Source organism: Polaromonas sp. P1_F8 (assembly GCF_056405635.1).
Genome location: NZ_JBFUBS010000002.1, coordinates 1 through 24,189, shown reverse-complemented (window position 1 = coordinate 24,189; position 24,189 = coordinate 1). Strand labels below are relative to the sequence as shown.

The 24,189-nt window shown below is 63.4% G+C and carries 18 protein-coding genes and 1 tRNA gene; 14 read left to right on the top strand and 5 right to left on the bottom strand.

Annotated features, from left to right (window positions below; genetic code table 11):
• The first annotated feature begins 74 nt into the window (after positions 1-74).
• From AC1D1J_RS09035 to AC1D1J_RS09015, 5 genes are read left to right on the top strand one after another with little or no spacing between them, the layout of a single operon-like run.
• Positions 75-1,028 (top strand): ABC transporter permease, encoded by a 954-nt coding sequence (locus tag AC1D1J_RS09035; RefSeq protein WP_457279581.1) that lies wholly within the window; start codon positions 75-77, stop codon positions 1,026-1,028.
• Between the two features lie 2 nt (positions 1,029-1,030).
• A complete protein-coding gene (locus tag AC1D1J_RS09030) occupies positions 1,031-1,969 on the top strand; it encodes an ABC transporter permease (RefSeq protein ID WP_477694508.1) in 939 nt (312 codons plus the stop codon).
• A 4-nt stretch (positions 1,970-1,973) separates the two neighbouring features.
• The gene (locus tag AC1D1J_RS09025) at positions 1,974-3,011 is read left to right on the top strand and encodes an ABC transporter ATP-binding protein (RefSeq protein WP_477694507.1); all 1,038 of its coding nucleotides are present in this window, start codon (positions 1,974-1,976) and stop codon (positions 3,009-3,011) included.
• A gap of 58 nt (positions 3,012-3,069) precedes the next feature.
• The gene (locus AC1D1J_RS09020; protein ID WP_477694784.1) at positions 3,070-4,059 is read left to right on the top strand and encodes an ABC transporter ATP-binding protein; all 990 of its coding nucleotides are present in this window, start codon (positions 3,070-3,072) and stop codon (positions 4,057-4,059) included.
• A gap of 17 nt (positions 4,060-4,076) precedes the next feature.
• A complete protein-coding gene (locus AC1D1J_RS09015; protein WP_477694506.1) occupies positions 4,077-5,255 on the top strand; it encodes an amidase in 1,179 nt (392 codons plus the stop codon).
• Between the two features lie 99 nt (positions 5,256-5,354).
• On the opposite strand, the gene AC1D1J_RS09010 is transcribed toward AC1D1J_RS09015, so the two are convergent.
• Genes AC1D1J_RS09010 through AC1D1J_RS09000 form a run of 3 tightly spaced genes read right to left on the bottom strand, consistent with a single transcriptional unit; the run spans position 5,355 to position 7,696 of the window.
• The gene (locus tag AC1D1J_RS09010; RefSeq protein ID WP_477694505.1) at positions 5,355-5,840 is read right to left on the bottom strand and encodes a metallophosphoesterase family protein; all 486 of its coding nucleotides are present in this window, start codon (positions 5,838-5,840) and stop codon (positions 5,355-5,357) included.
• Positions 5,841-5,897: 57 nt separating this feature from the next.
• On the bottom strand, positions 5,898-6,395 hold the full coding sequence (locus AC1D1J_RS09005; RefSeq protein WP_477694504.1) for an ureidoglycolate lyase: 498 nt from the start codon (positions 6,393-6,395) through the stop codon (positions 5,898-5,900).
• Entirely contained in the window at positions 6,392-7,696 is a 1,305-nt protein-coding gene (locus AC1D1J_RS09000; RefSeq protein ID WP_477694503.1) for a Zn-dependent hydrolase, read from the bottom strand. Before AC1D1J_RS09000 ends, AC1D1J_RS09005 begins: the two co-directional genes overlap by 4 nt.
• A 246-nt stretch (positions 7,697-7,942) precedes the next feature.
• Here AC1D1J_RS09000 and AC1D1J_RS08995 point away from each other — a divergent pair, with 246 nt between their 5' ends.
• The 5 genes from AC1D1J_RS08995 (at position 7,943) to AC1D1J_RS08975 (ending at position 12,008) form a co-directional block, all read left to right on the top strand.
• Complete coding sequence (locus AC1D1J_RS08995; RefSeq protein WP_477694502.1) at positions 7,943-8,431, top strand: FKBP-type peptidyl-prolyl cis-trans isomerase; 489 nt, start codon at positions 7,943-7,945, stop codon at positions 8,429-8,431.
• Positions 8,428-9,426, top strand: coding sequence for a 4-hydroxy-3-methylbut-2-enyl diphosphate reductase (gene ispH / locus AC1D1J_RS08990; RefSeq protein WP_477685975.1), 999 nt, complete (start codon positions 8,428-8,430; stop codon positions 9,424-9,426). The genes AC1D1J_RS08995 and ispH overlap by 4 nt, the downstream gene beginning before the upstream one ends.
• Before the next feature lie 23 nt (positions 9,427-9,449).
• A complete protein-coding gene (locus AC1D1J_RS08985; RefSeq protein WP_477694501.1) occupies positions 9,450-10,391 on the top strand; it encodes a threonine/serine dehydratase in 942 nt (313 codons plus the stop codon).
• Positions 10,392-10,438: 47 nt separating this feature from the next.
• A complete protein-coding gene (serS, locus tag AC1D1J_RS08980) occupies positions 10,439-11,779 on the top strand; it encodes a serine--tRNA ligase (RefSeq protein WP_477694500.1) in 1,341 nt (446 codons plus the stop codon).
• Between the two features lie 141 nt (positions 11,780-11,920).
• Positions 11,921-12,008 (top strand) — tRNA-Ser (locus AC1D1J_RS08975).
• A gap of 197 nt (positions 12,009-12,205) precedes the next feature.
• Here AC1D1J_RS08975 and AC1D1J_RS08970 read toward each other — a convergent pair.
• Both AC1D1J_RS08970 and AC1D1J_RS08965 read right to left on the bottom strand, forming a co-directional pair.
• The gene (locus AC1D1J_RS08970) at positions 12,206-12,487 is read right to left on the bottom strand and encodes a hypothetical protein (protein WP_477685972.1); all 282 of its coding nucleotides are present in this window, start codon (positions 12,485-12,487) and stop codon (positions 12,206-12,208) included.
• A gap of 111 nt (positions 12,488-12,598) precedes the next feature.
• Complete coding sequence (locus tag AC1D1J_RS08965; RefSeq protein ID WP_477694499.1) at positions 12,599-13,525, bottom strand: LysR family transcriptional regulator; 927 nt, start codon at positions 13,523-13,525, stop codon at positions 12,599-12,601.
• A gap of 277 nt (positions 13,526-13,802) precedes the next feature.
• On the opposite strand from AC1D1J_RS08965, the gene AC1D1J_RS08960 reads away from it, so the two are divergent.
• The 4 genes from AC1D1J_RS08960 to AC1D1J_RS08945 form a co-directional block, all read left to right on the top strand.
• Positions 13,803-15,578, top strand: a complete 1,776-nt coding sequence (locus AC1D1J_RS08960) for an amidohydrolase (RefSeq protein ID WP_477694783.1) — start codon at positions 13,803-13,805, stop codon at positions 15,576-15,578.
• A gap of 28 nt (positions 15,579-15,606) precedes the next feature.
• A complete protein-coding gene (locus AC1D1J_RS08955; RefSeq protein ID WP_477694498.1) occupies positions 15,607-16,509 on the top strand; it encodes a pirin family protein in 903 nt (300 codons plus the stop codon).
• Positions 16,510-16,852: 343 nt separating this feature from the next.
• Positions 16,853-18,523, top strand: coding sequence for a ShlB/FhaC/HecB family hemolysin secretion/activation protein (locus AC1D1J_RS08950; RefSeq protein WP_477694782.1), 1,671 nt, complete (start codon positions 16,853-16,855; stop codon positions 18,521-18,523).
• A 29-nt stretch (positions 18,524-18,552) separates the two neighbouring features.
• The coding region (locus AC1D1J_RS08945; protein WP_477694497.1) for a hemagglutinin repeat-containing protein at positions 18,553-24,189 on the top strand (5,637 nt) is incomplete at its 3' end.

The window sequence follows — 24,189 nt, the reverse complement described above, 5'->3', positions numbered from 1 at the left end:
CCGCTGAGGAAGGGCTTCTTTTATCGCTTTCTCGTTCTCTCTTTCCTTATTCGAGTCAGCTTTAACGCCAGCCCATGCTTGCCTATTTCCTGCGCCGTGTTATCTATGCCTTGCCGATCATGGTCGGCGTAGCACTCGTGTGCTTTCTTCTGGTGCATCTCGCGCCTGGCGATCCGCTGGTGTCCATCCTGCCGCCGGACGCGTCGGCCGACCTGCAGGCGCAACTGCGCGAGCTCTACGGCTTTAACCGCTCGCTGCCCGAGCAGTTCGCGATGTGGGTATGGCGCGCCATGCACGGCGACCTGGGCGTGTCGATCGCGAGCAACCGGGCGGTTGCCGGCGAGGTCATGACCGCGGTCGGCAATACGCTGCGCCTGGCGGTGGTGGCCACTTTCATCGGTTTTGTGCTGGGCTGCCTGTTTGGTTTTGTGGCCGGCTACTTCCGCAACTCCTGGGTCGACCGGCTGGCCTCGATGCTGTCGGTGCTGGGCGTGAGTGTGCCGCACTACTGGCTGGGCATGGTGATGGTGATCGTCTTCAGTTCACAGCTGATGTTGTTGCCGGCCACAGGCGCCGGCCCGGGTGGCTCGAGCGACTGGGCCTGGGACTGGGAGCACATCCAGTTCCTGGTCCTGCCGGCGATCACGATGTCGGTGATCCCGATGGGCATCATCGCGCGCACGGTGCGTGCGCTGGTGGCCGACATCCTCGACCAGGAATTCATCGTCGGCCTGCGCGCCAAGGGCCTCACGCACTTCGGCGTGTTCCGCCACATGGTAAAAAACGCCGCCCCCACGGCGCTGGCCGTGATGGGCCTGCAGCTGGGTTACCTGCTGGGCGGCTCCATCCTGATCGAAACCGTGTTTTCCTGGCCAGGTACCGGCTTTCTTTTGAACTCCGCCATCTTCCAGCGCGACCTGCCGCTCCTGCAGGGGACGATTCTGGTGCTGGCACTGTTCTTCGTGGTGCTGAACCTGCTGGTCGACGTGCTGCAAACGTTGCTGGACCCCCGCATCGCCAGGGCATGACCATGAGCACCGTGACCGCCACCTCCGACGTATCCGCCACTTCCAGCGCATCCAGCGCCTCCACTGCCGCCGCCGATGTGAAGCCGCTGCCGATGCAGCGCTCGCGCGGCTACTGGACCTCGGCCATGCTGCGCTTCACGCGCGACCCGGTCGCGATGGGTGCTGCTTTTGTGGTGCTGCTGCTGATCGGCCTGGCGGTGTTCGGCCCGTGGCTCGCGCCGGCAGATCCCTACGCCTCGTCAATGCTCAAGCGGCTCAAGCCGATCGGCACCGAAGGCCTGCCGCTGGGCAGTGACGAACTCGGCCGCGACATGCTTTCGCGCCTGATCGTGGGCGCACGGCTCTCGCTTTTCATCGGCATCACGCCCGTGGTCTGTGCCTTTGCCATCGGCTCGGTGATCGGCATCCTGGCCGGCTACGCAGGCGGATTCGTCAACACCGCCATCATGCGCACCATCGATGTGTTTTATGCCTTTCCGTCAGTGTTGCTGGCCATTGCACTGTCCGGCGTGCTGGGCGCGGGCATCGTCAACTCCCTGATTTCGCTGACCATCGTGTTTATTCCGCAGATTGCGCGGGTGGCCGAAAGCGTGACCACGCAGGTGCGTAACCGCGACTATGTGGAGGCGGCCAGGGCCTCGGGTGCCGGCCCTTTCACCATCGTGCGGGTGCATGTTCTGGGTAATGTGCTGGGGCCGATTTTTGTTTACGCCACCAGCCTGATCGCGGTCTCCATGATCCTCGCCTCTGGCCTGTCTTTCCTTGGGCTCGGCGTGAAACCGCCTGAGCCGGAGTGGGGCCTGATGCTCAACACGCTGCGCACCGCGATCTACGTGCAGCCCTGGGTCGCGGCACTGCCCGGGGCGATGATCTTCATCACCTCCATCTCATTCAACATCCTGTCCGATGGTCTGCGCTCCGCCATGGACAACAAGGGCTGAAACCATGGACGCAATGAACGACGTCGGAGGCCCCGCGCAACCCTTGCTCACGATTTCCGGGCTGGTCAAGCACTTCCCGCTCAAGAAGGATCCGCTGGGCCGTGGCGGCGGTGTGGTGCGCGCCGTTGATGGTGTTGATTTTGAAGTGCTCAAGGGTGAGACGCTGGGGGTTGTCGGCGAGTCGGGCTGCGGCAAGTCGACCACGGCGCGGCTGTTGATGCAGCTGATCGCGCCTACCGGCGGCGAGGTTGTCTTCGACGGGCGGACCGTCGGCGGCCGCGACCTGCCGCTCAAGGAGTTCCGGCGCCAGGTGCAGATGGTCTTCCAGGACAGCTACGCTTCGCTTAACCCGCGGCTCACGATCGAAGACTCGATTGCCTTCGGCCCGCAGGTGCACAACGTGCCCAGGCGCGAGGCGATTGCGCGGGCGCGCGACCTGCTGGCGCGCGTGGGCCTGGAGCCGCAACGTTTTGCCGAGCGCTACCCGCACGAGTTGTCGGGCGGGCAGCGCCAGCGCGTCAATATTGCGCGTGCGCTGGCGCTGCAGCCGCGCATGGTGATTCTTGATGAAGCGGTGTCGGCGCTCGACAAGTCGGTCGAGGCGCAGGTCATCAACCTGCTGCTCGACCTGAAGGCCGAGTTCGGCCTGACCTATGTCTTTATCAGCCACGACCTCAATGTGGTGCGCTACGTGAGCGACCGCGTGATGGTGATGTACCTCGGCCAGGTTGCCGAAATCGGCCCGGCCGATGCACTGTACGACGCGCCGGCCCATCCCTACACACGCGCGCTGCTGTCGTCGATGCCCTCAATGGACCCGGACCACCGCACCGAAGAAGCGGCGCTGGCCGGTGACCCGCCGAATCCGATCAACCCGCCCTCGGGCTGCCGCTTTCACCCGCGCTGTGCGCTGGCCGCGCCGGTGTGCAGCCAGGTGGTGCCGGCGCGCATCGCCACCGGCGCACAGCACGCCGTGAGTTGCCTGATTCATGAACCCGGCAGCGGACACCCGGATGCTGCACCGCTGGCCAGGGCGGCGTGACCCCATGACTGCGAACGCCTCTTCTTCCTCTTCCTCGTTTCCTTCCTCTGGCGAGCCGATGGTCCGCCTGAAGGACCTCAGCGTGACATTCAGCGGCGGGCGCAAGCCCGTGCAGGCCGTGAGCGGCGTGAGCCTGGAGGTGCAGCGCGGCGAGGTGGTCGCGCTGATCGGCGAATCCGGTTCTGGCAAGAGCGTGACCATGCGCACCCTGCTGCGCCTGCACCCCGAGCGCCGCACCCGCATGGGCGGCCAGGTGCAGGTGGCCGGGCGTGATGTGCTCGCCATGTCAACCGGCGAGCTCGACGACTTCCGCGGCAAGGTCGTCTCGATGATCTTCCAGGAGCCGCTGCTGGCGCTGGACCCGGTCTATTCGCTGGGTGCCCAGATCATGGAGTCGATACGCCGGCATGAGCGTGTGGGCAAGGCCGAAGCGCACCAGCGCGCGCTGGCGCTGTTCGAGCGCGTGCGTATCCCCAGCCCCGAGCGGCGCCTTGCGGCCTATCCGCACGAGATGTCGGGCGGCATGCGCCAGCGCGCGATGATCGCGCTGGCGCTGGCCTGCAAGCCGCAGCTCCTGCTGGCCGACGAGCCGACCACCGCGCTCGACGCGACCGTGCAGATCCAGATTTTGCTGCTGCTGCGCGAATTGCAGCGTGACCTGGGCCTGTCGGTGATCTTCGTGACGCACGATATCGGCGCGGCCGTCGAGGTGGCCGACCGCATCGCCGTGATGTACGCGGGCCGCATCGTCGAAGAAGGCACGGCGCGCGAGCTGATCCGCTCACCGCGCCATCCCTACACGATCGCGCTGCTCAAGAGCCGGGCGCACGGCGCGCTGGCACGCGGCACCCGGCTGGAAACCATAGGCGGCGCGCCGCCCGATTTGTCGGCGCTGCCACCCGGCTGTGCCTTTGCCGAGCGCTGTGCGCTGGCCACTGAGGCCTGCCGGGCCGCGCAGCCGCCGGTGGTCGAGCTGGCGCCTAACCACCGTGCTCGCTGCATCCACACCGATGCCGCCGCGGCGATTGCGCCCACACTGGTTGCCTGATCACTGCCCTTCACGTTATGCCCCTGCACGACCCCGCCCACGCCTTCGTTCCCTACCCCGACGCCCCGGTTCCGCGCGCTGCCACCGGCCCGCTGTCGGATCTCAGCTTCGGCGTGAAGGACCTGTTCGATGTGGCGGGCTATCCCACAGGCGGCGGCAGCCCTTTCGTGCTGGCGATGTCCGGCATCAAGACGCATACCGCGCCCACCGTGCAGCGGCTGCTCGATGCAGGCGCGCGGTTTTCCGGCAAGACGGTCACGGATGAGCTGGCCTTTTCGATGAACGGCAATAACGCGCACTTCGGCGCCCCCATCAACGGAGCAGCCAAAGACCGCATCACCGGCGGCAGTTCATCAGGCTCGGCCTCGGCAGTGTCTTCGGGCCTGTGCGATTTCGCGCTGGGCACGGACACCGGCGGCTCCGTGCGGGCGCCGGCCAATCACTGCGGGTTGTATGGGCTGCGCCCAACGCATGGCCGCATCAGCCTGGAGGGCGCGCTGGACCTAGCGCCCAGCCTGGACACCTGCGGCTGGTTCGCGCGCGATATTCACACCTTCGCACGGGTGGCCGACGTGTTGCTTGGCCCCGATGCCGCCGCGCTGCCAGGTCGCGTGCGGCTGTTGCATCCTGAAGACGTGTGGTCGCTGGCCGTGCCGGCGGCAGCCGCTGCGTTGCAGGGCGCTGCCGAACGGGTGCAGGGCGTGCTCGGCACTGCACAGGGCACCACCGTGGCGCTGGAGTCCTTCGATGCGATGTACTGGAACTTCCGGTACGTACAGGCGCACGAGGCCTGGCTGACCGACGGGCCGCTGATTGAGCGCTACGCGCCGCCGCTGGGCCCGGGCGTGGCCGAGCGCTTTGCCTGGTCGCGTGATGTGACGGATGCGCAGGCCGGTGCGGGCCGTGCTTTTCGCGCGGCCTTTCGCAGTCACCTGGCCGCGCTGCTTGGCAGCGACGGCGTATTGCTGATGCCGACCATGCCCGACATTGCGCCGTTGCGCAGTGAAGGCGAGGCCGGGCTGGAGGACTACCGCAACCGCGCCATCCGGCTGCTGTGCATCGCCGGCTTGAGTGGTTTCCCGCAGCTGTCGATGCCTCTGGCCCAGCGTGAAGGCGCGCCGCTGGGCCTGTCGCTGCTGGGGCCGGCGGGCTCTGACCGCGCGCTGGTGGCACTGGCGCAGCGTATTGCGGCTTGATGCTGCAGAATCGGGTTTCGATTTTCTCAAGAGAAATCGGCCTCCAGGGCAGATAGGACGGGCGCAAGCAGCTATTGATTTAATAGCTAAAGGGCGCCTTCAGCCTGTCTCGACGGCCTGAATCTCTGCCTGAATCTTTTCTATGCGCGGGTTGATGGCAGGGCCGTCGATCTGGAGTTCGGCAAGGGTGATCGGGAGTTTGAAGCGGCGCGGACCGGCGCTGCCGGGATTCACGAACAACACGCCTTCGCGCTCCTCGATCAGGGGCTGGTGCGAATGGCCCGACACGACCACCTGCACACCCGCTGCGGCCGGGTCGATGTCCAGCTCGGCAAGATCGTGGATCACATGAATCGTGACTTCGCCGATGTTCAGCCATGTCGAGACGGGCAGGGCGTCGGCCCAGGCGCCCCGGTCATTGTTGCCGCGCACCGCCGTCACCGGCGCCAGCGTTGCCAGCGCTTCGAGGACGCCCGGCTCGCAGATATCCCCGGCATGGATGATGTGATCGCATCCGCGCAGGAACGCGAGGGCTTCCGGCCTCAGGAGGCCATGGGTGTCGGAGATCAATCCAATGCGAACCACAGGCCTGGTTCCTTCATGCCGTTGCGTAATTCATGCAGCTTATGCAGTTCAAGCGGTTCATGCAAGCGCTGCAACCATCACGGGTTGCTGCAGCCGGCAGGTGCCGCAGTCGACGGCTGCCGCGGCGCGCTCAAGCACCACAAAATCGCCTGCGTCTACCGCCAGCAAGGCGTGGTGCCAGGTGCCGGGCGCAAGCGCCACGCCCTGGCAGCCGTCGGTGATGAAGGCGGCCAGCGTATCGGCAGAAGGCGCCGCGCCGGCCGGCGCCACCACGATGACAAAGCGGCGCTCGCCCAGCGGCACAAAAGTCTGGCTGCCCAGCGCATGGCGCTCCATTTCATCGACGGCATGGGGAAAGCGCCGCGCCTGTGCGCGAAATATCGCCAGCATCGGCCGCCCTCCGTCTGCATCAAGCTGCAGGTCGCTGATCAGGTCGAAGCGCTCGGATGTCCCGCCGTTGATGGCATGGCCTTCGGCGCCCGCCGGCACCTGCACCACGCTGCCGTAGGTCGCAAATGCGTCTGGCGTCAGCGGCTGCGGTACCAGTACCTTCATGCTGCGTCCACACCCGCCTGGTCGAGCATCGCGTGCAGCAGCACGTTGGCGCCGGCTGCCAGGTGTTCCGGTTTGGCGTCTTCGATCTCGTTGTGCGAGATGCCGTCCTTGCAGGGGACAAAAATCATGGCGGCCGGCGCGGTGCGGGCGACGTACACGGCGTCGTGGCCGGCGCCGCTCACGATGTCCAGGTGCGCCAGGCCCATGCGCTTCGCGCCTTCGCGCACCGCGGCCACCAGCGGCTCGGCGAAGCGTGCCGGCGGGTAGTACACGGTCTGCTCAATCCCGACCGTGAGGCCGCCTGACTGGCTGAGCGCGGCGCAGGCATGGCGCAGGCGCCCGTCCATGCGGCTCAGGCCTTCGTCGTCGCCGTGGCGGAAGTCCACGGTGAAGGTCACGCGGCCCGGGATCACGTTGCGTGAATTGGGGTGCACCTGCACATAGCCCACGGTGCCGCGGCCGTCGGGCTGTTCGTCCAACGCGATGCTGCGCACGGCCTGCATGAGGCCGGTGGCACCCTGCAGGGCATCGCGCCGAAGTGTCATCGGCGTGGGGCCGGCATGCGCTTCCTGGCCGGTAACCACCACGTCATACCAGCGCTGGCCAAGCGCACCGGTGACCACACCCAGAGGAATGTCGGCATCTTCGAGCACCGGCCCCTGTTCGATGTGGGCCTCAAAATAGGCGCCGAAGCGCGGTGCACCGTCGTTCACCGCAGCGGGCGCCGTGCCGTCAAACCCGATGGCATGGAGTGCCTCGCCGACGCGGATACCGTCGCGGTCGGCGGCCTCAAGCGCTGATTGCAGGGTGAAAGCCCCGGCGTAGACGCCCGAGCCCATCATCACCGGCACGAAACGCGAGCCTTCCTCGTTGGTCCAGACGCAGACCTCCAGCGGCGCGACGGTGCGTATGCCCGCGTCGTTGAGCGTGCGCAGCACTTCCAGCCCGGCCAGTACGCCGTAGTTTCCGTCGAACTTGCCGCCGGTAGGCTGGGTGTCGATGTGGCTGCCGGTGGCAACGGCAGGAAGCGAAGGGTCCTGCCCCTCGCGGCGCGCGAACAGGTTGCCGATGGCATCCACGCGCAGCGTGCAGCCTGCTTCGGTTGCCCAGCGCACGAAGAGCGCGCGCCCCTGGCGGTCAAGCTCGGTCAGGGCCAGCCTGCATACACCGCCTTTTTCTGTCGCCCCCACGGCAGCGAGATCCATGAGTGAGGCCCAGAGGCGCTGCGGGTCAATCCGCAGGTCGTGATCCGGGCCGGCCGGCGGGGCTGGCGTGTGTGGGGATGTGATGGCAGTGTCCATGGAAGTGAGTCAGCAGAAAGCATGCCAGTCATCCACGATGCGGCGCTGACGAAAAACCCACCGCAAGCGGCGGACTGGCTGCTTGCCGTGAAATTTGGGAACAAACCTCCAAAAACTCCGAAAAGCCTCTCGAAAACCTCCGAAAAAACCGATGATCGGCCTGGTCACTCCCGGCTTTCTACAATAGGGGGGCTGATCCTCCCTTTACAAACCGTTGCCGGCTGTCTGCCTGGCCCCGAAAGCCCTATGCCCACCGTGGAAACCCCCGACGCAACCCTCGTCCAGCAAGGCTCGTTCCTGACCCTGCACTACCGCATGGCCGGGCCGTCTGTGAACGGTAAACCGGGCGCGGACATCATCAACACCTTTGACGGCAAGCCCGCCACCCTGAGCCTGGGCACGGGTGAGCTCTCGCCGGCCATTGAGCAGCGGCTGATTGGCCTGCCCGAAGGCACGCGCACAACGTTTGAGTTGCCCGCAGGCGTTGCCTTTGGCGACCGCAACCCGGAGCTGGTGCAGTGGGTGGCGCGCAAGCTGCTCAATGAGTTGGGCGACCCGGATGAGCATTACAAAGTGGGCGATGTGGTGCAGTTCCCCACGCCGGATGGCGCGGGGCAATACGCGGGCGCGGTTCAGCAGGTCAAAGAGGGCGGCGACGCGGTGCAGTTTGATTTCAACCACCCGCTGGCCGGCCAGCCGGTGGTGTTTGAAGTGCAAGTAATAGGCGTTCTATGACTGAATCCAGACTACTTCCCCAGGAAATCCTGCTCGCTGAGCCGCGCGGTTTTTGCGCAGGTGTGGACCGTGCCATCGAAATCGTCGAGCGGGCATTAACGAAATTTGGCGCGCCGATTTACGTGCGCCATGAGATCGTGCACAACACCTACGTCGTCAACGACCTCAAGGAAAAAGGCGCGATCTTTATTGAAGAGCTCGACGACGTGCCCCCGGGCGCTACGCTGGTGTTCAGCGCGCACGGCGTGAGCCAGGCCATCCAGAAAGAGGCCGAGCGCCGCGGCTTCCAGATTTTTGACGCCACCTGCCCGCTGGTGACCAAGGTGCATGTGGAAGTGGCCAAGCTGCACAAAGAGGGCTACGAATTCATCATGATCGGCCACAAGGGCCACCCCGAGGTCGAAGGCACCATGGGCCAGCTCGACAGCGGCATCCACCTGGTGGAAGACGTGGCCGACGTCTGGCGCATCAGTCCCGCCCAGACCGAGCGCCTGGCCGTGGTGACGCAGACCACGCTGAGCGTGGACGACGCGGCCGAGATCAGCGCCGCCGTGAAGGCGCGCTTTCCGCAAGTGCGCGAACCCAAACACCAGGATATTTGCTACGCCACGCAGAACCGGCAGGACGCCGTCAAGGTGCTGAGCCCGCAGGTCGACATCCTCATCGTGGTCGGCAGCCCGACCAGCTCCAACAGCAACCGCCTGCGCGAGCTGGCCGCCAAGCTGGGTACCGAGGCCTATATGGTGGACGACGCCAGCGAGCTGAAGGAATCGTGGTTTGAGGGCAAGGGCCGGGTCGGCCTGACGGCCGGTGCCTCGGCGCCCGAGATTCTCGTCAAGCAGGTGATTGACCGCATCAAGGCGCTGGGCGCCGTGTCGGTGCGCAAGATGGAAGGCATTGAGGAAACCATCAAGTTCCCGCTGCCCAAGGGCCTGAAGCTCGATGCGCAGGGCCAGATGCTGGAAGTCAACGACAGCCAGCTGCATCAGCTCTGATCTGATTTGTTCTTTTTTCCAATATGACCAATCGCTATCAAATTGAGAGCTGCTTGCGCACGTTCGAAGCGGGCTACAGCCACTTTATTCATAAAACCCCGCTATGGAAGCTGCCTGGCAAGGCGCTGGGCGTGGAATGCGCTGAGGTCTGGCTCAAGCTCGAACACCTGCAAACCGGCGGCAGCTTCAAGGCGCGCGGCATGCTCAACCGCCTGCTGTCCAATCCCATTCCGGCCAGCGGCGTGATCGTGGCTTCCGGCGGCAACGCGGGCATTGCCACAGCCGCCGCGGCCCGCGAGCTGGGCGTGCGCTGCGAAGTCTTTGTGCCTGAAGTTTCGACGCCCGCCAAGCGCGCCAAGCTGGCCGCGCTGGGTGCCGAGGTGGTGGTGACGGGCGCGGCGTACGCCGACGCGCTGAAAGCCTGCCTGGCGCGCCAGCAGGAAACCGGCGCGCTGCTGACACATGCCTATGACCAGCCCGAAGTGCTTGCCGGCGCTGGCACGATGGCCGCAGAGATCGAGCAGCAGGGCGGCGTGCCCGACTCCGTGCTGGTCAGCGTGGGCGGTGGCGGCCTGATAGGCGGCGTGGCCAGCTGGTTTGAGCAGCGCAGCCGTGTGGTGGCGCTGGAGCCTGAGCTGGCGCCCACCTTGTACAAAGCCCGCGAGGCCGGTGAGCCGGTGGACGTGGCCGTTGGCGGCATCGCCGCCGACTCGCTGGGTGCCAAACGCATCGGCAGCCTGGCCTGGGAGGCCACCCAGGCACATGTGCGCGATGCGCTGTTACTGACCGACGAATCGATACGCGCCGCGCAGCTATGGCTGTGGAAAGAATTGAAACTGGCCGTGGAGCCTGCCGCGGCCCTGCCGCTAGCCGCACTGCAAAGCGGCCGCTACCTGCCACGCGCCGATGAAAAAGTCTGCCTCATCATTTGCGGCGCCAACCTGGACCCGGCCAGCCTGAACTGAGCTGAACGGGCCCTGTCCACCGCAGTCCTACAAAATACAATGGCCCCATGCTAGATATCAACCTGCTTCGCAAAGACCTGCCTTCGGCTATTCGCCGGCTGGAGACCCGTAAAACCCCGCAAGCCTTCCTCAATGTGGAAGCCTTCCAGGCGCTGGAGGCCGAACGCAAGGCCCTGCAGATCCGCACCGAAGAGCTGCAGAACCAGCGCAACACGCTGTCCAAGCAGATCGGCCAGCTCAAGTCCAAGGGTGAAGACGCCAGCACCATCATGGCCCAGGTGAGCGCTTCCAAGGCCGAACTCGAATCATCCGCTGCCCGCCTGGACCAGATCCAGAGCGACATGCAAACCCTGCTGCTGGCTGTGCCCAACCTGCCGCATGAAAGCGTGCCGCAGGGCGCGGGCGAAGCCGGCAATGTCGAAGTACGCAAATGGGCCCCGATTGAAGGCCCGGGCGGCGAGCCGCCGGCTTTCGCTTTTGAAGTGAAAGACCACGTTGACGTGGGCCAGCCCCTGGGACTGGACTTTGAACTCGGCACCAAGCTGACCGGTTCGCGTTTTACCGTGATGAAGGGCCAGCTCGCACGCCTGCATCGCGCGCTTGCGCAGTTCATGCTCGACGTGCAGACGCAAGAGCACGGCTACACCGAGTGCTACACGCCCTACATCGTGAACGGCGATTCGCTGCGTGGCACCGGCCAGTTGCCCAAGTTTGAAGAAGATCTCTTTGCTGCCAAAAAAGGCGGGCAAGAAGGCGCAGCCGAGGCCGAAAGCACCGCGTTGTACCTGATCCCCACGTCGGAAGTGCCGCTGACCAACTTCGTGCGCGATGAAATCGTTGCTGAAGCGGATTTGCCGCTTCAGTACACCGCCCATACGCCCTGCTTCAGGTCCGAAGCCGGCAGCTACGGCCGTGACACCCGCGGCATGATCCGCCAGCACCAGTTCGACAAGGTCGAGATGGTGCAGATCACGCACCCCGACAAAAGCTACGAAGCGCTCGAAGCCATGACGGGCCACGCCGAAGTGATTTTGCAAAAGCTCGGCCTGCCGTACCGCGTCATGCTGCTGTGCACCGGCGACATGGGTTTCGGCGCCGCCAAGACTTACGACCTGGAAGTGTGGCTGCCCGCACAAAATACGTACCGAGAAATCAGCTCGGTCTCCAACTGTGAAGCCTTCCAGGCACGCCGCCTGCAGGCCCGTTTCAAGAACGCACAAGGCAAAAACGAGTTCGTGCACACCCTCAATGGCTCCGGCCTGGCCGTAGGCCGCACCCTGGTCGCCGTGCTGGAGAATTACCAGCTCGCCGATGGCTCAGTCACCGTGCCGGAAGTGCTGCAGCCTTATATGGGCGGCATCAAGGTGCTGGCGCCAACTGGAAAGTAGGGCGTCTTAAACCCAGCATGAGCCGCGGGACTGGCTTAGCCAGACCGCAGGCGGGCGGCCCCCTCGGGGGGGCAGGGAGCTACACGAAGTGAGCGACCGTGGGGGCCACGTTCTGGGCTGCTAGAATATCGGCTCCACACTGGAGAGGTGGCAGAGTGGCCGAATGTACCTGACTCGAAATCAGGCGTACCGCAAGGTACCGTGGGTTCGAATCCCACCCTCTCCGCCAAAATTGCATCCAGAGAAATCCAGATTGATCTGAGAAATGCCCTGAAAGCCCCGTAAATCGGGGCTTTTTTGTTTCAGATCATCTCATCTCGTCTTTGGACATCCGGGCATTTTTGGGGAATGGCGGCGGGAATTCCCCCGTATCGTCACACGTCCATCTTTTCGATCAATGGCAATGACTGAGCGCAGGCTGATTGGTCAGTTCCTGTATCTGTCCTTACCCATCATCACGTCGATCTGGTAGTCGCCGCGGACGTGATCTTTGTACCAAGCCCAGCAGGTCCAGGCGATTGATCCAATAACCACCGCAAATGCCACGAGATAACCCCAGGCTGGGATCAGTCCCGGGCATTCAACAGTGGCCGGCATCATTGAGCACTCGTCAAAACGGCTGATGACACCGGCCCCTCCGCCGGCCACCAGTCCTGGCAACAGGTTTACAAGCGATCTGAAGTATTTCGGTCTTCGGCGTCGTGGCATAGGTGCTCCCTTTCGTTTCATCGTAGCGCAGCGCATTGCTGCTAAACGCCAAATCCATTCTCCAATTAGAGGATGCCCCCACCCAGGCCACCTGTCACGTGCGGATTGGCCTCAAATTGCGCGCTGTTTCCGCGATTTTGTTATCTCGAGCTCCCCAAAATTGAAATCGGGAAACTTGCTGAAGTAGTCCGTCAGCATTTCTGTCAACACCCTGATCTTCCGCGCGGGATGCTGACCCGGTGGGCGCACAACGTACGCGCCTGCTGGTCTGGTGGGATGTTGCGGCATGACGGTCACCAATGCACCGGAAGCCAGATAAGGACGTGTGAGTCCAAGAGGCAAGTAGCCGATGCCTAAACCCGCTACCGCCGCGGCGACGAGAGCAGTTCCGTTATCTGCTTTGAAGCGGCCCTGGGGTCGAACAGAGACGACTTTGCCTTCATTCATCAATTGCCAGGTTTCCGTACCCTGCATCAGCGCTTCGTGATCAAGGAGTTCGCCCAGGGTTTGAGGCGCGCCGTGCGCTTTGATGTAGGCAGGACTTGCGACCAGGCTCCCGTTCACAGGGCCCACACATTGAGCGACCAGGTTGGAGTTCGCGAGATGGCCAACGCGAATTGCGCAGTCGTAGCCTTCAGCGACCAGGTCGACGAACCGGTCGCTGTAGCAGGTCTGGATGTGAAGCTGTGGATGCCGGCTCGCCATCTCGGCGAGTACGGGCGCGAAGTGGGTAGGGCCGAAGGACAGTGGCGCCGCGACGCGTAAGCGGCCGCGAAGCTCGCCGGCGGGCAGGATCGTCTCTTTGGCAACTTCTATGTCTGCACACGCCCTGGCCGCATAGTCACGAAATGTCGCACCAGCCTCCGTCAGAGATGCGCCCCGCGTGGTGCGGGCGAGCAACTGGACCCCCAGCTCCGACTCAAGCTTGATGAGCCGCCGGCTGACGATGGACTTGGCTATGCCGAGACGAACGGCGGCCGCTGTGATGCCTCCCGCGTCGGCAACTTCCACGAAGGTTCGCAGTTCTTCGATATCCATCCAGTGTTCCTGTTTTTGCGACACAGATACGCAAATTTGAGGTCTACCGTACCACAAAGAAAGATGCAAAGATGCGCCCAAGACCATCAGTGAATCGTGCTGCCGCAAGCAAAAACGATCAATGACTGTGCCGGATCAAGCAGGTCATATCCACATTTAACGCACACCGCTGCGGAGTTCGGTTCGCTGATCGAGATCGGCGCAGGGTGGTGTTCTTTCAAATCCCTCAAATGGAGAGTAAGCAGTGAAGTTGATACTACTGATCGGATTCATGGTGGTGAATGGCTTGACCAACACCTATGCGCAAGCCAGGCAAGAGGCGCCAGGCGCGGACCTGATCGTGCACAACGCCAGGATCTTCACCGGCAATCCCGGACAACCCGCGGCGTCCGCCGTGGCCGTCAAAAACGGTCGCATCTACTCGGTCGGCACGGATGCCGAGGTGCTGGGTTTGAAGAACGCGAACACCCGGGTTATTGATTCCCGCGGCCGGCGGCTCATCCCGGGCATCATCGACGCGCACACCCATGTGCTTAACGAGGGCGGATACAACTACACCCTGCGATGGGAAGGCGTGCCGACGCTGCGCCAGGCCCTGGCGATGCTGAGTGAGCAAGCCAAACGAACACCGGAAGGCCACTGGGTGAAAGTGATTGGCGGCTGGTCTCCCTACCAGTTCGAGGAGAACCGCTTCCCCACCCTGGAAGAACTCCGCCGGGCCGTCCCCAATCGCCCGCTCATCGTGCAGTACGCCTACAACCGCGCCTTCATGAACCAGCAGGCGATGGACGCCCTCGGCGTGGGCACTGACAGATTTCCCAAGCTGCCGGGCACCGAGCTGGAGAAGGATGCGCAGGGCAAGTACACCGGTGTGGTTCATGGCTACACGTTCACGTTCATCGCCCTGGAGACCATGGTTCCCCAGCTCTCTTTCGATGAGGAGGTGAGTTCACTGGTCCAGACGGTGCACAGCCTCAACCGTTTCGGGGTCACGTCCATCGTCGATGCGGGCACGGGCTTTCGCGGGTATCCCAAGGCCCAGCGCACCGTGGACGTCGTCGCCCGCGACAACCGCCTCAACATCCGCATGCCTTTCGTGGACATCCAGTTTGGAGAAGGTGCCGCCTTCAACGTGGTGGACGCGCAGATCCAGGCGATCACCAAGACTGCGCCTATCAGTCCGGGGCACAACTTGCACCCGCAACTTGCGCACGGCCACGTCTACCGCGGTGCCGGCGAGTTGCTGTCGGTGGATGTCCACGATCACGAGAACTTCGACCGCCCGGCGGTCATCATCGAGCCGCAGAAGATGCGGGAACTGGTGGAGCGGGACATCTCCAGGCTGGTCCAGCGGCGAATTCCTTTTCGCGAGCACATCAGCTACGACGAGAACATCACGCCTTTCCTCGATGCGCTCGAGAAGCTGAACGAGAAGATGCCGCTCGACGGCCTGCGGTGGAGTCTTGAACACGCCGAGACCATCAGTCCCGCAAACATTGCGAGGGTGAAGGCTCTGGGCGGTGGCATCGCCCTGGACGCCAAGATGGCGATGCACGGCGACGGCTTCATCAAGACGCACGGTCGTGACAAGGCCTTGTTGACTCCCCGCCTGCGTCAGCTCGTCGATAGTGGCATCCCCCTGGCCATGACCACAGACGCCTTCCGGGCGTCCTCGTTCAATCCATGGGTCGGCATCAGCTGGATGGTGTCGGGGAAGTCGGTCTCCGGAACAGAAGTGCTGGCCAGGGACAACCGCCTGTCACGCGCCGAAGCGCTGAGGCTCTTCACTCGCAATGCGGCGTGGTTCATGAACGCCGAAACCGAGTTGGGCATGATCGCCCCTGGCCACCTCGCCGACTTCGTGCTGCTGGACAGGGACTACTTCGAGGTTGCGGAATCCCAGATCAAATCCATCGCCTCTGTCTTGACCGTCATGGATGGCCGGGTGGTGTACGGCGCGCAGGACTACCAGTCGCTTTCGCCGGCATTGCCCGAGATCCTGCCCGCCTGGTCACCGATCAAACACTTCGGGGGCTACCAGCAAACCCGCTAAGGCGACGCAGTTTGAAAGGAGAAAAACCATGAATTCAGTTAAAGACCTGCCGATTTCTGCCGACGAAAGCTTTCGCCGCGTCACCTTCAGGACGCGCGGCAATACCCACGGTCCAGTTACCCGCCTGATGAGCCCGTCGGACCTTGGCCACATGCTCAAGCCCTACGTGTTTCTCGACTTTTTTGACATTGACCTCCACGACCCGCGAGCAGGCTTCTCCATTCATCCGCATTCGGGGCTTGCGACGATCACCGTCATCACCGAAGGAGACCTGCGATTCGATGACCCCACAGACGGCACTGGTCACATCGGTTTCGGCGGCTTCGAGTGGATGCGCGCGGGCAACGGCGTGTGGCACGGTAAAGAGCTGTCAGGCGGGACGACTCCGAGAGCAAAGGGATTTCAGCTCTGGATTGCGTTGCGTTCCGACCTTGAGCATGAAGCTGTAGACAGCCAGTACGTTGAAGCCAGGCACGTCCCGGCTGCCGGGCCCGCACACGTGATTCTCGGCAGCTACGAAGGTGCCCGCAGCCCGGCACGCGCCCCTGAGGGTGTGACTTACCTGCTGGTGAGGCTGGCCGCCGGCACCGAGTGGACGTTCACGCCACCGGGGGCAGAGCCGCTCGCCTGGATGGCGGTCTCCAGCGGTCTTTTGATCGGAGAGACTCCAGCCGACGCCGGCGAACTGGTCATTTTTGAGCAGGGAGTTCAGCCTGTCACATTGAAGGCTGGCTCAACTGGCGACGCAATCTTCGTGATTGGTTCTGCAACACCACATCCCCATGACTTGCATCTTGGGAGCTACTCCGTGCACACCTCTGCAGACTCACTGGCCAAGGGTGAGGCCAACATCGAGCGATTGCGACGGCTCCTGCTCGCCGCCGGCGACCGACGAAACGTCAGCGGCTCGATCCCAGTCTTCAAGGAGTGAGCATCCTGATGCTTGGGGCGAGACAACTGCTTGTCTTCTCACATATGGATAGAGATCTAATGATTGCCCCAGTCTTGGCGCAAAAACCAACACTTGCGACTGATCCGAAGTAACAGTGCTTACATTCCCTCCCGGCGAAATTTAAAATAGCGAGCAGCACCAAGCACACGGCTTGGCGATAACAACTGCGAAATCAGGGAGAGCGTGATTGGCCAAGCCACACGATGACTTGGGTGTATCACTCGGGGTGGTGCCAGCGCGCATCAAAACATCAGTAAAACAAAAAACCGGCGCATTGCGCCTGTGTGTCGGCTTGGCTATTGCCGCCCTGGCCGGGCATGCCATGGCCCAACCGGCCCCATCTACCAGTGCCGAGCAGGAGCAGCGCCGCGCTGAAGAACGGGACCGCCTCTTGCGTGAGCAGCAGGAGCGCGCGCCGGATGTGCGATTGCCTTCGGCACCAGCGGCTGAGCCCACCAAGCTACTCACGGAGGAATCTCCGTGCTTTACGGTGCGCGAACTCAATCTCAAGGCGGCCGGTAGCGACCAAGCCCATGCGGGCGAGTGGATCTGGGCACTGGATGCCGCATCCGGTCCTGATCGTAGCGATTCGCCACTCAATCGTTGCCTGGGTGCGGAGAGTATCAACCTCGTCCTCAAGCGGGTGCAGGATGCGGTCATTGCACGCGGCTATGTCACAACGCGCATCCTGGCCGAGCCGCAAGACCTCAAAAGCGGCACCCTTACATTGACCGTGTTGCCTGGGCGCATACGTGCCATACGCTTTTCTGCCCAAAGCGACCGCCGCGGCAATGCCTTCAATGCCGTCCCTGCCAAACCTGGCGACCTGCTCAACCTGCGCGATATCGAGCAAGCCCTGGAAAACTTCAAGCGCGTGCCCACGGCAGAGGCCGACATCCAGATCGAACCGGCGACCGGCCCGGATGCGCAGCCCGGCCAGAGCGACCTGGTCATCAGCTACCGGCAGGCGTTCCCGTTCCGCGTGTCGCTGTCAGCCGACGACAGTGGCTCCAAAGCCACCGGAAAATATCAGGGCGGTGTCACTTTGTCATATGACAACTGGTTGACGCTCAATGACCTGTTCTATGTCTCGCTCAACCGCGACCTGGGCGGTGGCATGGCCGGTGAGCGTGGCACGCGCGGTGACACGATGCACTACTCCGTGCCTTTCGGCTATTGGCTGCTGGGTGTTACGGCCAGCAATAGTAATTACCGGCAGGCTGTCGCCGGTATCAACCAAACCTACGTCTACAGCGGCACCAGTAGCAATATGGAAGTAAAGCTGTCCCGCCTGGTCTACCGCGATGCTGCGCGAAAAACCACTTTGGCGGCTCGTGCCTTCCAGCGTACATCCAGCAATTTCATTGACGATACCGAAATTGAGGTGCAGCGCCGGATTGTCGGCGGCTATGAGCTCAGCGCCAATCACCGCGAATTTATCGGTAGCGCCACGCTGGACCTGAACCTGGCTTACAAGCGCGGTACCGGCGCTTTCGGCTCCCTGCCCGCACCGGAGGAAGCCTTTGGTGAAGGCACTTCGCGTATGCAATTGACCACCCTGGACGCCAACCTCAGTGCACCCTTTAAAGCGGCAGGGCAGAGCTTTCGTTATACCGGAGTCCTCCGCAGCCAGACCAACCACACCCCGCTAACACCGCAAGACCGTTTCGCCATTGGCGGGCGCTACACCGTGCGCGGCTTTGACGGTGAATCGTCCCTCTCCGCCGAGCGCGGCTGGCTGTGGCGCAATGAACTGGCTGTCGCACTGGGCGGTAGTGGACAGGAAGCCTATGTGGGCCTGGACTATGGCCGTGTCGACGGGCCTTCGAGCGAATTCCTCATTGGCAAAAGTCTGATGGGCATGGTGATCGGCCTGCGAGGCAACATCAAAAGCCTGCAATACGACGTCTTTGTCGGTCAGCCCGTTCAAAAGCCCACCGGCTTCCAGACTGCCAACACCACAGCAGGCGTCAGCCTGAATTACAGCTTCTAGTCACCGAACTTAGAGATCGAGCACTTTTTATGAACAAGCACCTGCACCGCATCATCTTCAACGCAGCACGTGGCCAACGCATGGTCGTGCAGGAAACAGCGGCCAGCGCCGGCAAGGCCAACGGCGCGACGAACGGCCCCGCGGGCGCAACGGATGCGGCGGTGCTCGCCCCCGCCTTTGCCAGGCTCAAGCTCCTGAGTTTTGCGGCGCTGCTCACCGTAGGCGCCACTTTGCAATGGCTTCCCGCAGCGCAGGCGCAAATCGTGGTCGACCCCAACGCCCCCAGAAGCCAGCAAGCCACGATACTGAACACCGCCAACGGCCTGCCGCAAGTCAATATCCAGACGCCCAGCGCCGGCGGCGTGTCGCGCAACACCTTCACCCAGTTCGACATCCAGTCGCAGGGCGCGATCCTCAACAACTCGCGCAGCAATGTGCAGACGCAACTGGGCGGTTTCATCCAGGGCAACCCGTCTCTGGCGGGCGGAAGCGCGCGCATCATCCTCAACGAAATCAATTCATCCAACCCGACGCAGCTGCGCGGCTTTATCGAGGTGGCCGGCCAGCGCGCTGAAGTGATCATTGCCAATCCTGCCGGGGTCAACGTGGATGGTGGCGGTTTCATCAACGCCAGCCGCGCCACGCTCACCACCGGCACGCCGGTCATCAACGGGGGCAACCTTGAAGGCTTTGTCGTCCAGAAGGGCCTGATCACCATCAGCGGCGCAGGCCTGGACAGCAGCCAGACTGACTTCACCGGCCTGATGGCCCGGGCCATTCAGGTCAATGCCGGCATTTGGGCCAAAGAGCTCAAACTGACCGCAGGCGCCAACCAGGTCAATGCCGACCAGAGCGTGGCCACGGCCGCGCCCGGCGCCGCGGTGGGCGCAGCGCCCGCCTTCGGCATAGACACCTCGCAACTGGGCGGCATGTATGCCGGCAAGATCACGCTCGTCGGCACTGAAGCCGGACTGGGTGTGCGCAATGCCGGCACGCTGGCGGCCACTGCCGGCAACATTGCCATCAGCGCAGACGGCCTGCTGACAAACACCGCCACCGCACGCGTGACCAGTAGCGGCGACACCAGCATCGCTGCCAGGTCGCTGAACAACGATGGGCAGATCAGCGCCGGCGGGCGCACCGGCATTACGCTGGCCGACACCCTCACCAACAGCGGCACCATCGCCGGGCAGCAAACCAGCCTGCAAGCCGCTGTCATCAACAACCTCGCCACCGGCCGCCTGGAGGGGGGCAGCCTTGATGCATCGGCCAGCCAGAGCCTGAGCAACGACGGGCGCATCGTGGCCACCGGCCAGCTCAATGTGTCCAGCATCGGCACGCTCACCAACCAGGGCAAGCTGGCCGGCCAGCAGGCCAATGTGCAAGCCGCAACGCTTAACAACCAGGGCAGCGGCCGCATCGAAGCCGACACGCTCGACGTCACCGCGCAAACTGTCAATAACAGCGCCGGCATTGCCGGCAACACCGTCACCGTCAACGCCGGCACACTCAACAACCAGGGCGCAGCCGCGCTGGTGGCCGGCACGGCCGAGGTCAATCTCTACGTGCGTGACGCCCTCAACAACACCGGCGGCGCCACCGTCTACAGTCTGGACGCCCTGAACATCGCCGCCAACAGCACCCGCGATGCCGACGGCACCCTGCTCAACCGAACCACGCTGGTCAACAACAACACCTCGCTCCTGCAAGCCGACGGCGACATGCAGATTGCGGCTGAAACGCTGAACAACACCCGCGCAGCACCGCAGATCACCAGCACCAGCAGCAGCACCAGCAAGACCCTGCTCAAACGTAGTGGCTACTGGATGTGCGAGTACGGCAACTACGTCGACAGCTTTGCCGGCTATTGCGCGGCCGGTTATGCCGACCTGAGCTGGTACAACCCGGCCATCCACATCGACCCGCTGGCTGAAAAGCCGGGCGTGTGGATTGGGGGCCATGCGGTAGAGACCGAACGCTACACCACCACCACCGTGACCGACGAGCAATTGCAGGGCGCGCTGCAGGCAGAGCCAAAAATTCTTGCCGGCAAAAACCTCATCCTGAAAAACGTCGGCAACCTGCGCAATGAATACGGCAACATCGCCGCCGGGCAAAACGTCACCATCGGCAACGCCGACCCGCTGGGCAGCTACCAGACCGCCAGCGTGACCAATATCGGCGCCGTGCTGAACCGTAATACGGTGGTCGACGAATACTCCATCTTCCGCTGGAACCGCAGCTACGGCACCTCCACCTCGCAAAGCCTGGCGCCGCAGGCCAGCACCGCGGTGCTAAGCCGCGTGGGCGGCACCATGAGCGCGGGCCCGGGCTCCACTTTCTCCATCAATGCCACCACCGTCACCAATACCAATGCGCTGCCCGGGCAGTCCGGCGTCAGCGGCCCTGCCTCCCCCGGCCCGGCCGGCGCTGCCTTCAGTTTGCCGGCGCTGGGCGCGCTGGTCATCCCCCCGCTCACCAACCCCGGCCAGCGCTACCTGATCGAAAGCGACCCGCGCTTTACAAGCTACCGGCAATGGCTGTCCAGCGACTACATGCTCTCGGCGCTGAACACCGACCCAGCGCTCATCCAGAAGCGGCTGGGCGACGGGTTTTATGAGCAGAAGCTGATCCGCGACCAGGTCGGCCAGCTCACAGGCCGCCGCTTTCTGGACGGCTACACCAGCGAAGAAGCGCAGTACCAGGCCCTGATGGCCAGCGGCGTGACGGTAGCCCAGCAGTGGAACCTGCGCCCCGGCATCGCGCTGACGGCCGCGCAAATCTCCCAGCTCACCAGCGACATCGTCTGGCTGGTCGAGCAGACCGTGACCCTCTCAGACGGCAGCAAAACCCAGGCCTGGGTGCCCGTGGTCTACCTGAGCCAGACCCACACGGCAGACCTGCACCCGACCGGCGCGCTTATCTCCGGCAAGAGCGTAAGCATCATCGCCAAGGGTGATTTGACCAACCGCGGCGCCCTGCAAGCGCAAGACAGCATCCTGCTGGCCGCCAACAAGGTCACCAACGAGCTGGGCCTGATCGACGCGAGCCATGGCAGCACGACCATCGTGTCAGACACCGACATCATCAACCGCTCCGGCATGATCAGCGGCAACAGCGTGCAGCTTGATGCCGCCCGCGACATCCAGATTGATGCGGTAACACGCCAGTTCAGTATCAACCGCCAGACCATCGCCGGCAACCTCAACGGCAGCAACACCGAAGTCGGGCCGCAAGGCAGCGTGGTCTCACGAGGTGATTTGCTCATCAGCGCCGGGCGCGACATCAAGCTCGCCGGCGCGCTGGTGTCCGCGCAGGGCAACGCCAGCCTCAGCGCCGGCGCCAACCTGGTGGTCGACACCATCCAGACCCAGCAGAGCACGCAAGACGTGAGCGGCGTGGGCGTGCGACGCACACAGGGCACCACCAACCTGGGCAGCACTTTGCAAACCGGCGGCAACCTGGCTTTGTCATCCGGTGCAGACATTACCCTCAGGGCAGCCCAAATCGGCGTGGGCCAGAACCTCAGTGTCATCGCCAATGGCAATCTCAACATCCTGGCCGCCACCGACACCACCCAGCTTGACGAAAACATACGCGCCAAAGGCTATGTGCGCAACGACCACACCGCCCAAGAGCGCGTAGTCGGCAGCAATCTGCTGGCCGGCGGCAACGTCACCCTGGCAGCCCTGCAGACCGCACCGGATGGCAGCAAGGGCAACATCACCGTGCAGGGCTCCAGCGTTAACGCCGTCACCGGCCAGCTCAACGTGGTGGCCGCCAACAACGTCAACATCATTGAGGCGAGGGAGAAGGGCGAGTACGACCTTTTCAACCAGACCAAGAGCAGCGGCTTTCTCAGCAGCAAGAGCCAGACGGGGCACGACACCGGCAGTTCCAACGTGGCAATTGGCAGCAGTCTGAGCGGCAACGCCGTCAGCATCAGCGCTGGCAATAACCTCACGGTGCGCGGCAGCTCGGTGGTCGGTAATGGGCAGACCACACTGGCGGCCGTCAACGACGTAACAATTGAAGCGGCAACCAGCACCGCCACCCGCAACAGCTTCCGTGAAGAAAAGAAGAGCGGCTTCTCGGGAAGCCTGATGGGCGGCATCAGCTACGGCAAGAGCGCGCAAGACCAGAACCAGAACCAGCAAATCGTCAGCCAGTCCGGCAGTACCGTCAGCGGCAGCAATGTCACCGTAGTAGCCGGCCGTGACGCCAGCATCAATGCCAGTGCTGTCTTGGCTGATCGCGATGTCGCGGTCACCGCCGGCCGCAACATCAACGTGCTGGCCGCCACCAACATTGAGAACACACAGAACGATTCGCACAGCAGCTCAACGAGCATCGGCATCGCGCCAGGCCTTGGCCCGCGGTTCACGATGTTCGGCAAGACCAGCGCTGTGCAGGACGGAAGCGGCAGCAGCACGACCTCTGCGACCAGCCTGCTGAGCGCCAATACCGGCAACCTCACGCTGACAGCCGGCACCGACGCCCAATACAAGAACACCGGCCAAGGCAATCTCACGACGCAAGGCGCCGACCTGCTGGCCGGCGACACAATCAAGCTGAGCGCCAATAAGATCGACCTGCAGGCGGCTGCTAACACCAGTAGCAGCAAGTTCCACGCCGAAAGCAAAAGCCTGACCATAGGCAGCCAGCTCACAGGCGTGATCGGCAGCAAGATCACGCAAATTGCCGACCTGGCGCAGCAGGCCCGGCAGGGCGACAACAGCCGGCTACAAGGTGCGGCCGCGCTCAAGGCCGGCTACGACGCGTACAAGCTCGCATCGGACTCATCGGCCCAGAACGCTGGAGCGATCAACGCCAACGCCAAAGCGAGTGCCGACAAGATCCAGCCCGGCGGTGCCAGCGACCCCGCGAACAGCGCCTTCGGAGTCAGCGTAACCCTGGGCACCAGCAGCAGCAGCCAGGACAGCCGCCAAAGCAGTACCGAACAGCGCGGTACGAACCTTCAGGCCCAGAACATAGATATCAAGGCCACCGAGAGCGATATCAATATGGTCGGCGCCAAGTTGCAGGCGCAAAACATTGCGCTTGAAGCTGCGAAAAATGTCAACCTGACCGCTGCGCAGAACACCGCAGAGATCCAGAGCAGGAACAACTCCAGCTCGGCCGGCATTGGCGTGACATTCGGGTTTGGTGAACAAACCGGCATCAGCTTCCAGATTGGCGCCAACAACGCCAAGGGCCGCGCTGACGGCAGCGAAACCACCTATGACAACACTCAGATCACGGCGACCAACAACCTCAGCGTCAAGAGCGGCAGCGACACCAACCTGATCGGCGCACAGCTTGCCGGCAAGACTGTGGAGATGGATGTCGGCGGCAAGCTCAACATCGAGACACTGCAAGACAGCAGCCGCTACGAAAGCAAGCAAACCACCGGAGGCTTTGGCTTGAGCCTGTGCATCCCACCGTTCTGCTACGGCACAACGGTCAGCGGAAACCTGAGCGCCAGCAAGGAGCAAGTCGACCACAACTACCTGAGCGCAGTCGGCCAGAGTGGCATTGCCGCCGGCACCGGCGGCTTCGACATCAAGGTGGCTGGCGCCACCGACCTCAAAGGCGCAGCCATCACCAGCGAAGCCGACAAAAGCAAGAACACCTTGAGCACCTCGAAGAACACCTTGAGCACCTCG

Bases quoted from the DNA above. Each gene is read 5' to 3' on its own strand.
- AC1D1J_RS09035 (WP_457279581.1), top strand. From the start codon at position 75: ATGCTTGCCTATTTCCTGCGCCGTGTTATCTATGCCTTGCCGATCATG.
- AC1D1J_RS09030 (WP_477694508.1), top strand. From the start codon at position 1,031: ATGAGCACCGTGACCGCCACCTCCGACGTATCCGCCACTTCCAGCGCA.
- AC1D1J_RS09025 (WP_477694507.1), top strand. From the start codon at position 1,974: ATGGACGCAATGAACGACGTCGGAGGCCCCGCGCAACCCTTGCTCACG.
- AC1D1J_RS09020 (WP_477694784.1), top strand. From the start codon at position 3,070: ATGGTCCGCCTGAAGGACCTCAGCGTGACATTCAGCGGCGGGCGCAAG.
- AC1D1J_RS09015 (WP_477694506.1), top strand. From the start codon at position 4,077: ATGCCCCTGCACGACCCCGCCCACGCCTTCGTTCCCTACCCCGACGCC.
- AC1D1J_RS09005 (WP_477694504.1), bottom strand. From the start codon at position 6,395: ATGAAGGTACTGGTACCGCAGCCGCTGACGCCAGACGCATTTGCGACC.
- AC1D1J_RS09000 (WP_477694503.1), bottom strand. From the start codon at position 7,696: ATGGACACTGCCATCACATCCCCACACACGCCAGCCCCGCCGGCCGGC.
- AC1D1J_RS08995 (WP_477694502.1), top strand. From the start codon at position 7,943: ATGCCCACCGTGGAAACCCCCGACGCAACCCTCGTCCAGCAAGGCTCG.
- ispH (WP_477685975.1), top strand. From the start codon at position 8,428: ATGACTGAATCCAGACTACTTCCCCAGGAAATCCTGCTCGCTGAGCCG.
- AC1D1J_RS08985 (WP_477694501.1), top strand. From the start codon at position 9,450: ATGACCAATCGCTATCAAATTGAGAGCTGCTTGCGCACGTTCGAAGCG.
- serS (WP_477694500.1), top strand. From the start codon at position 10,439: ATGCTAGATATCAACCTGCTTCGCAAAGACCTGCCTTCGGCTATTCGC.
- AC1D1J_RS08970 (WP_477685972.1), bottom strand. From the start codon at position 12,487: ATGCCACGACGCCGAAGACCGAAATACTTCAGATCGCTTGTAAACCTG.
- AC1D1J_RS08965 (WP_477694499.1), bottom strand. From the start codon at position 13,525: ATGGATATCGAAGAACTGCGAACCTTCGTGGAAGTTGCCGACGCGGGA.
- AC1D1J_RS08955 (WP_477694498.1), top strand. From the start codon at position 15,607: ATGAATTCAGTTAAAGACCTGCCGATTTCTGCCGACGAAAGCTTTCGC.
- AC1D1J_RS08950 (WP_477694782.1), top strand. From the start codon at position 16,853: ATGGCCCAACCGGCCCCATCTACCAGTGCCGAGCAGGAGCAGCGCCGC.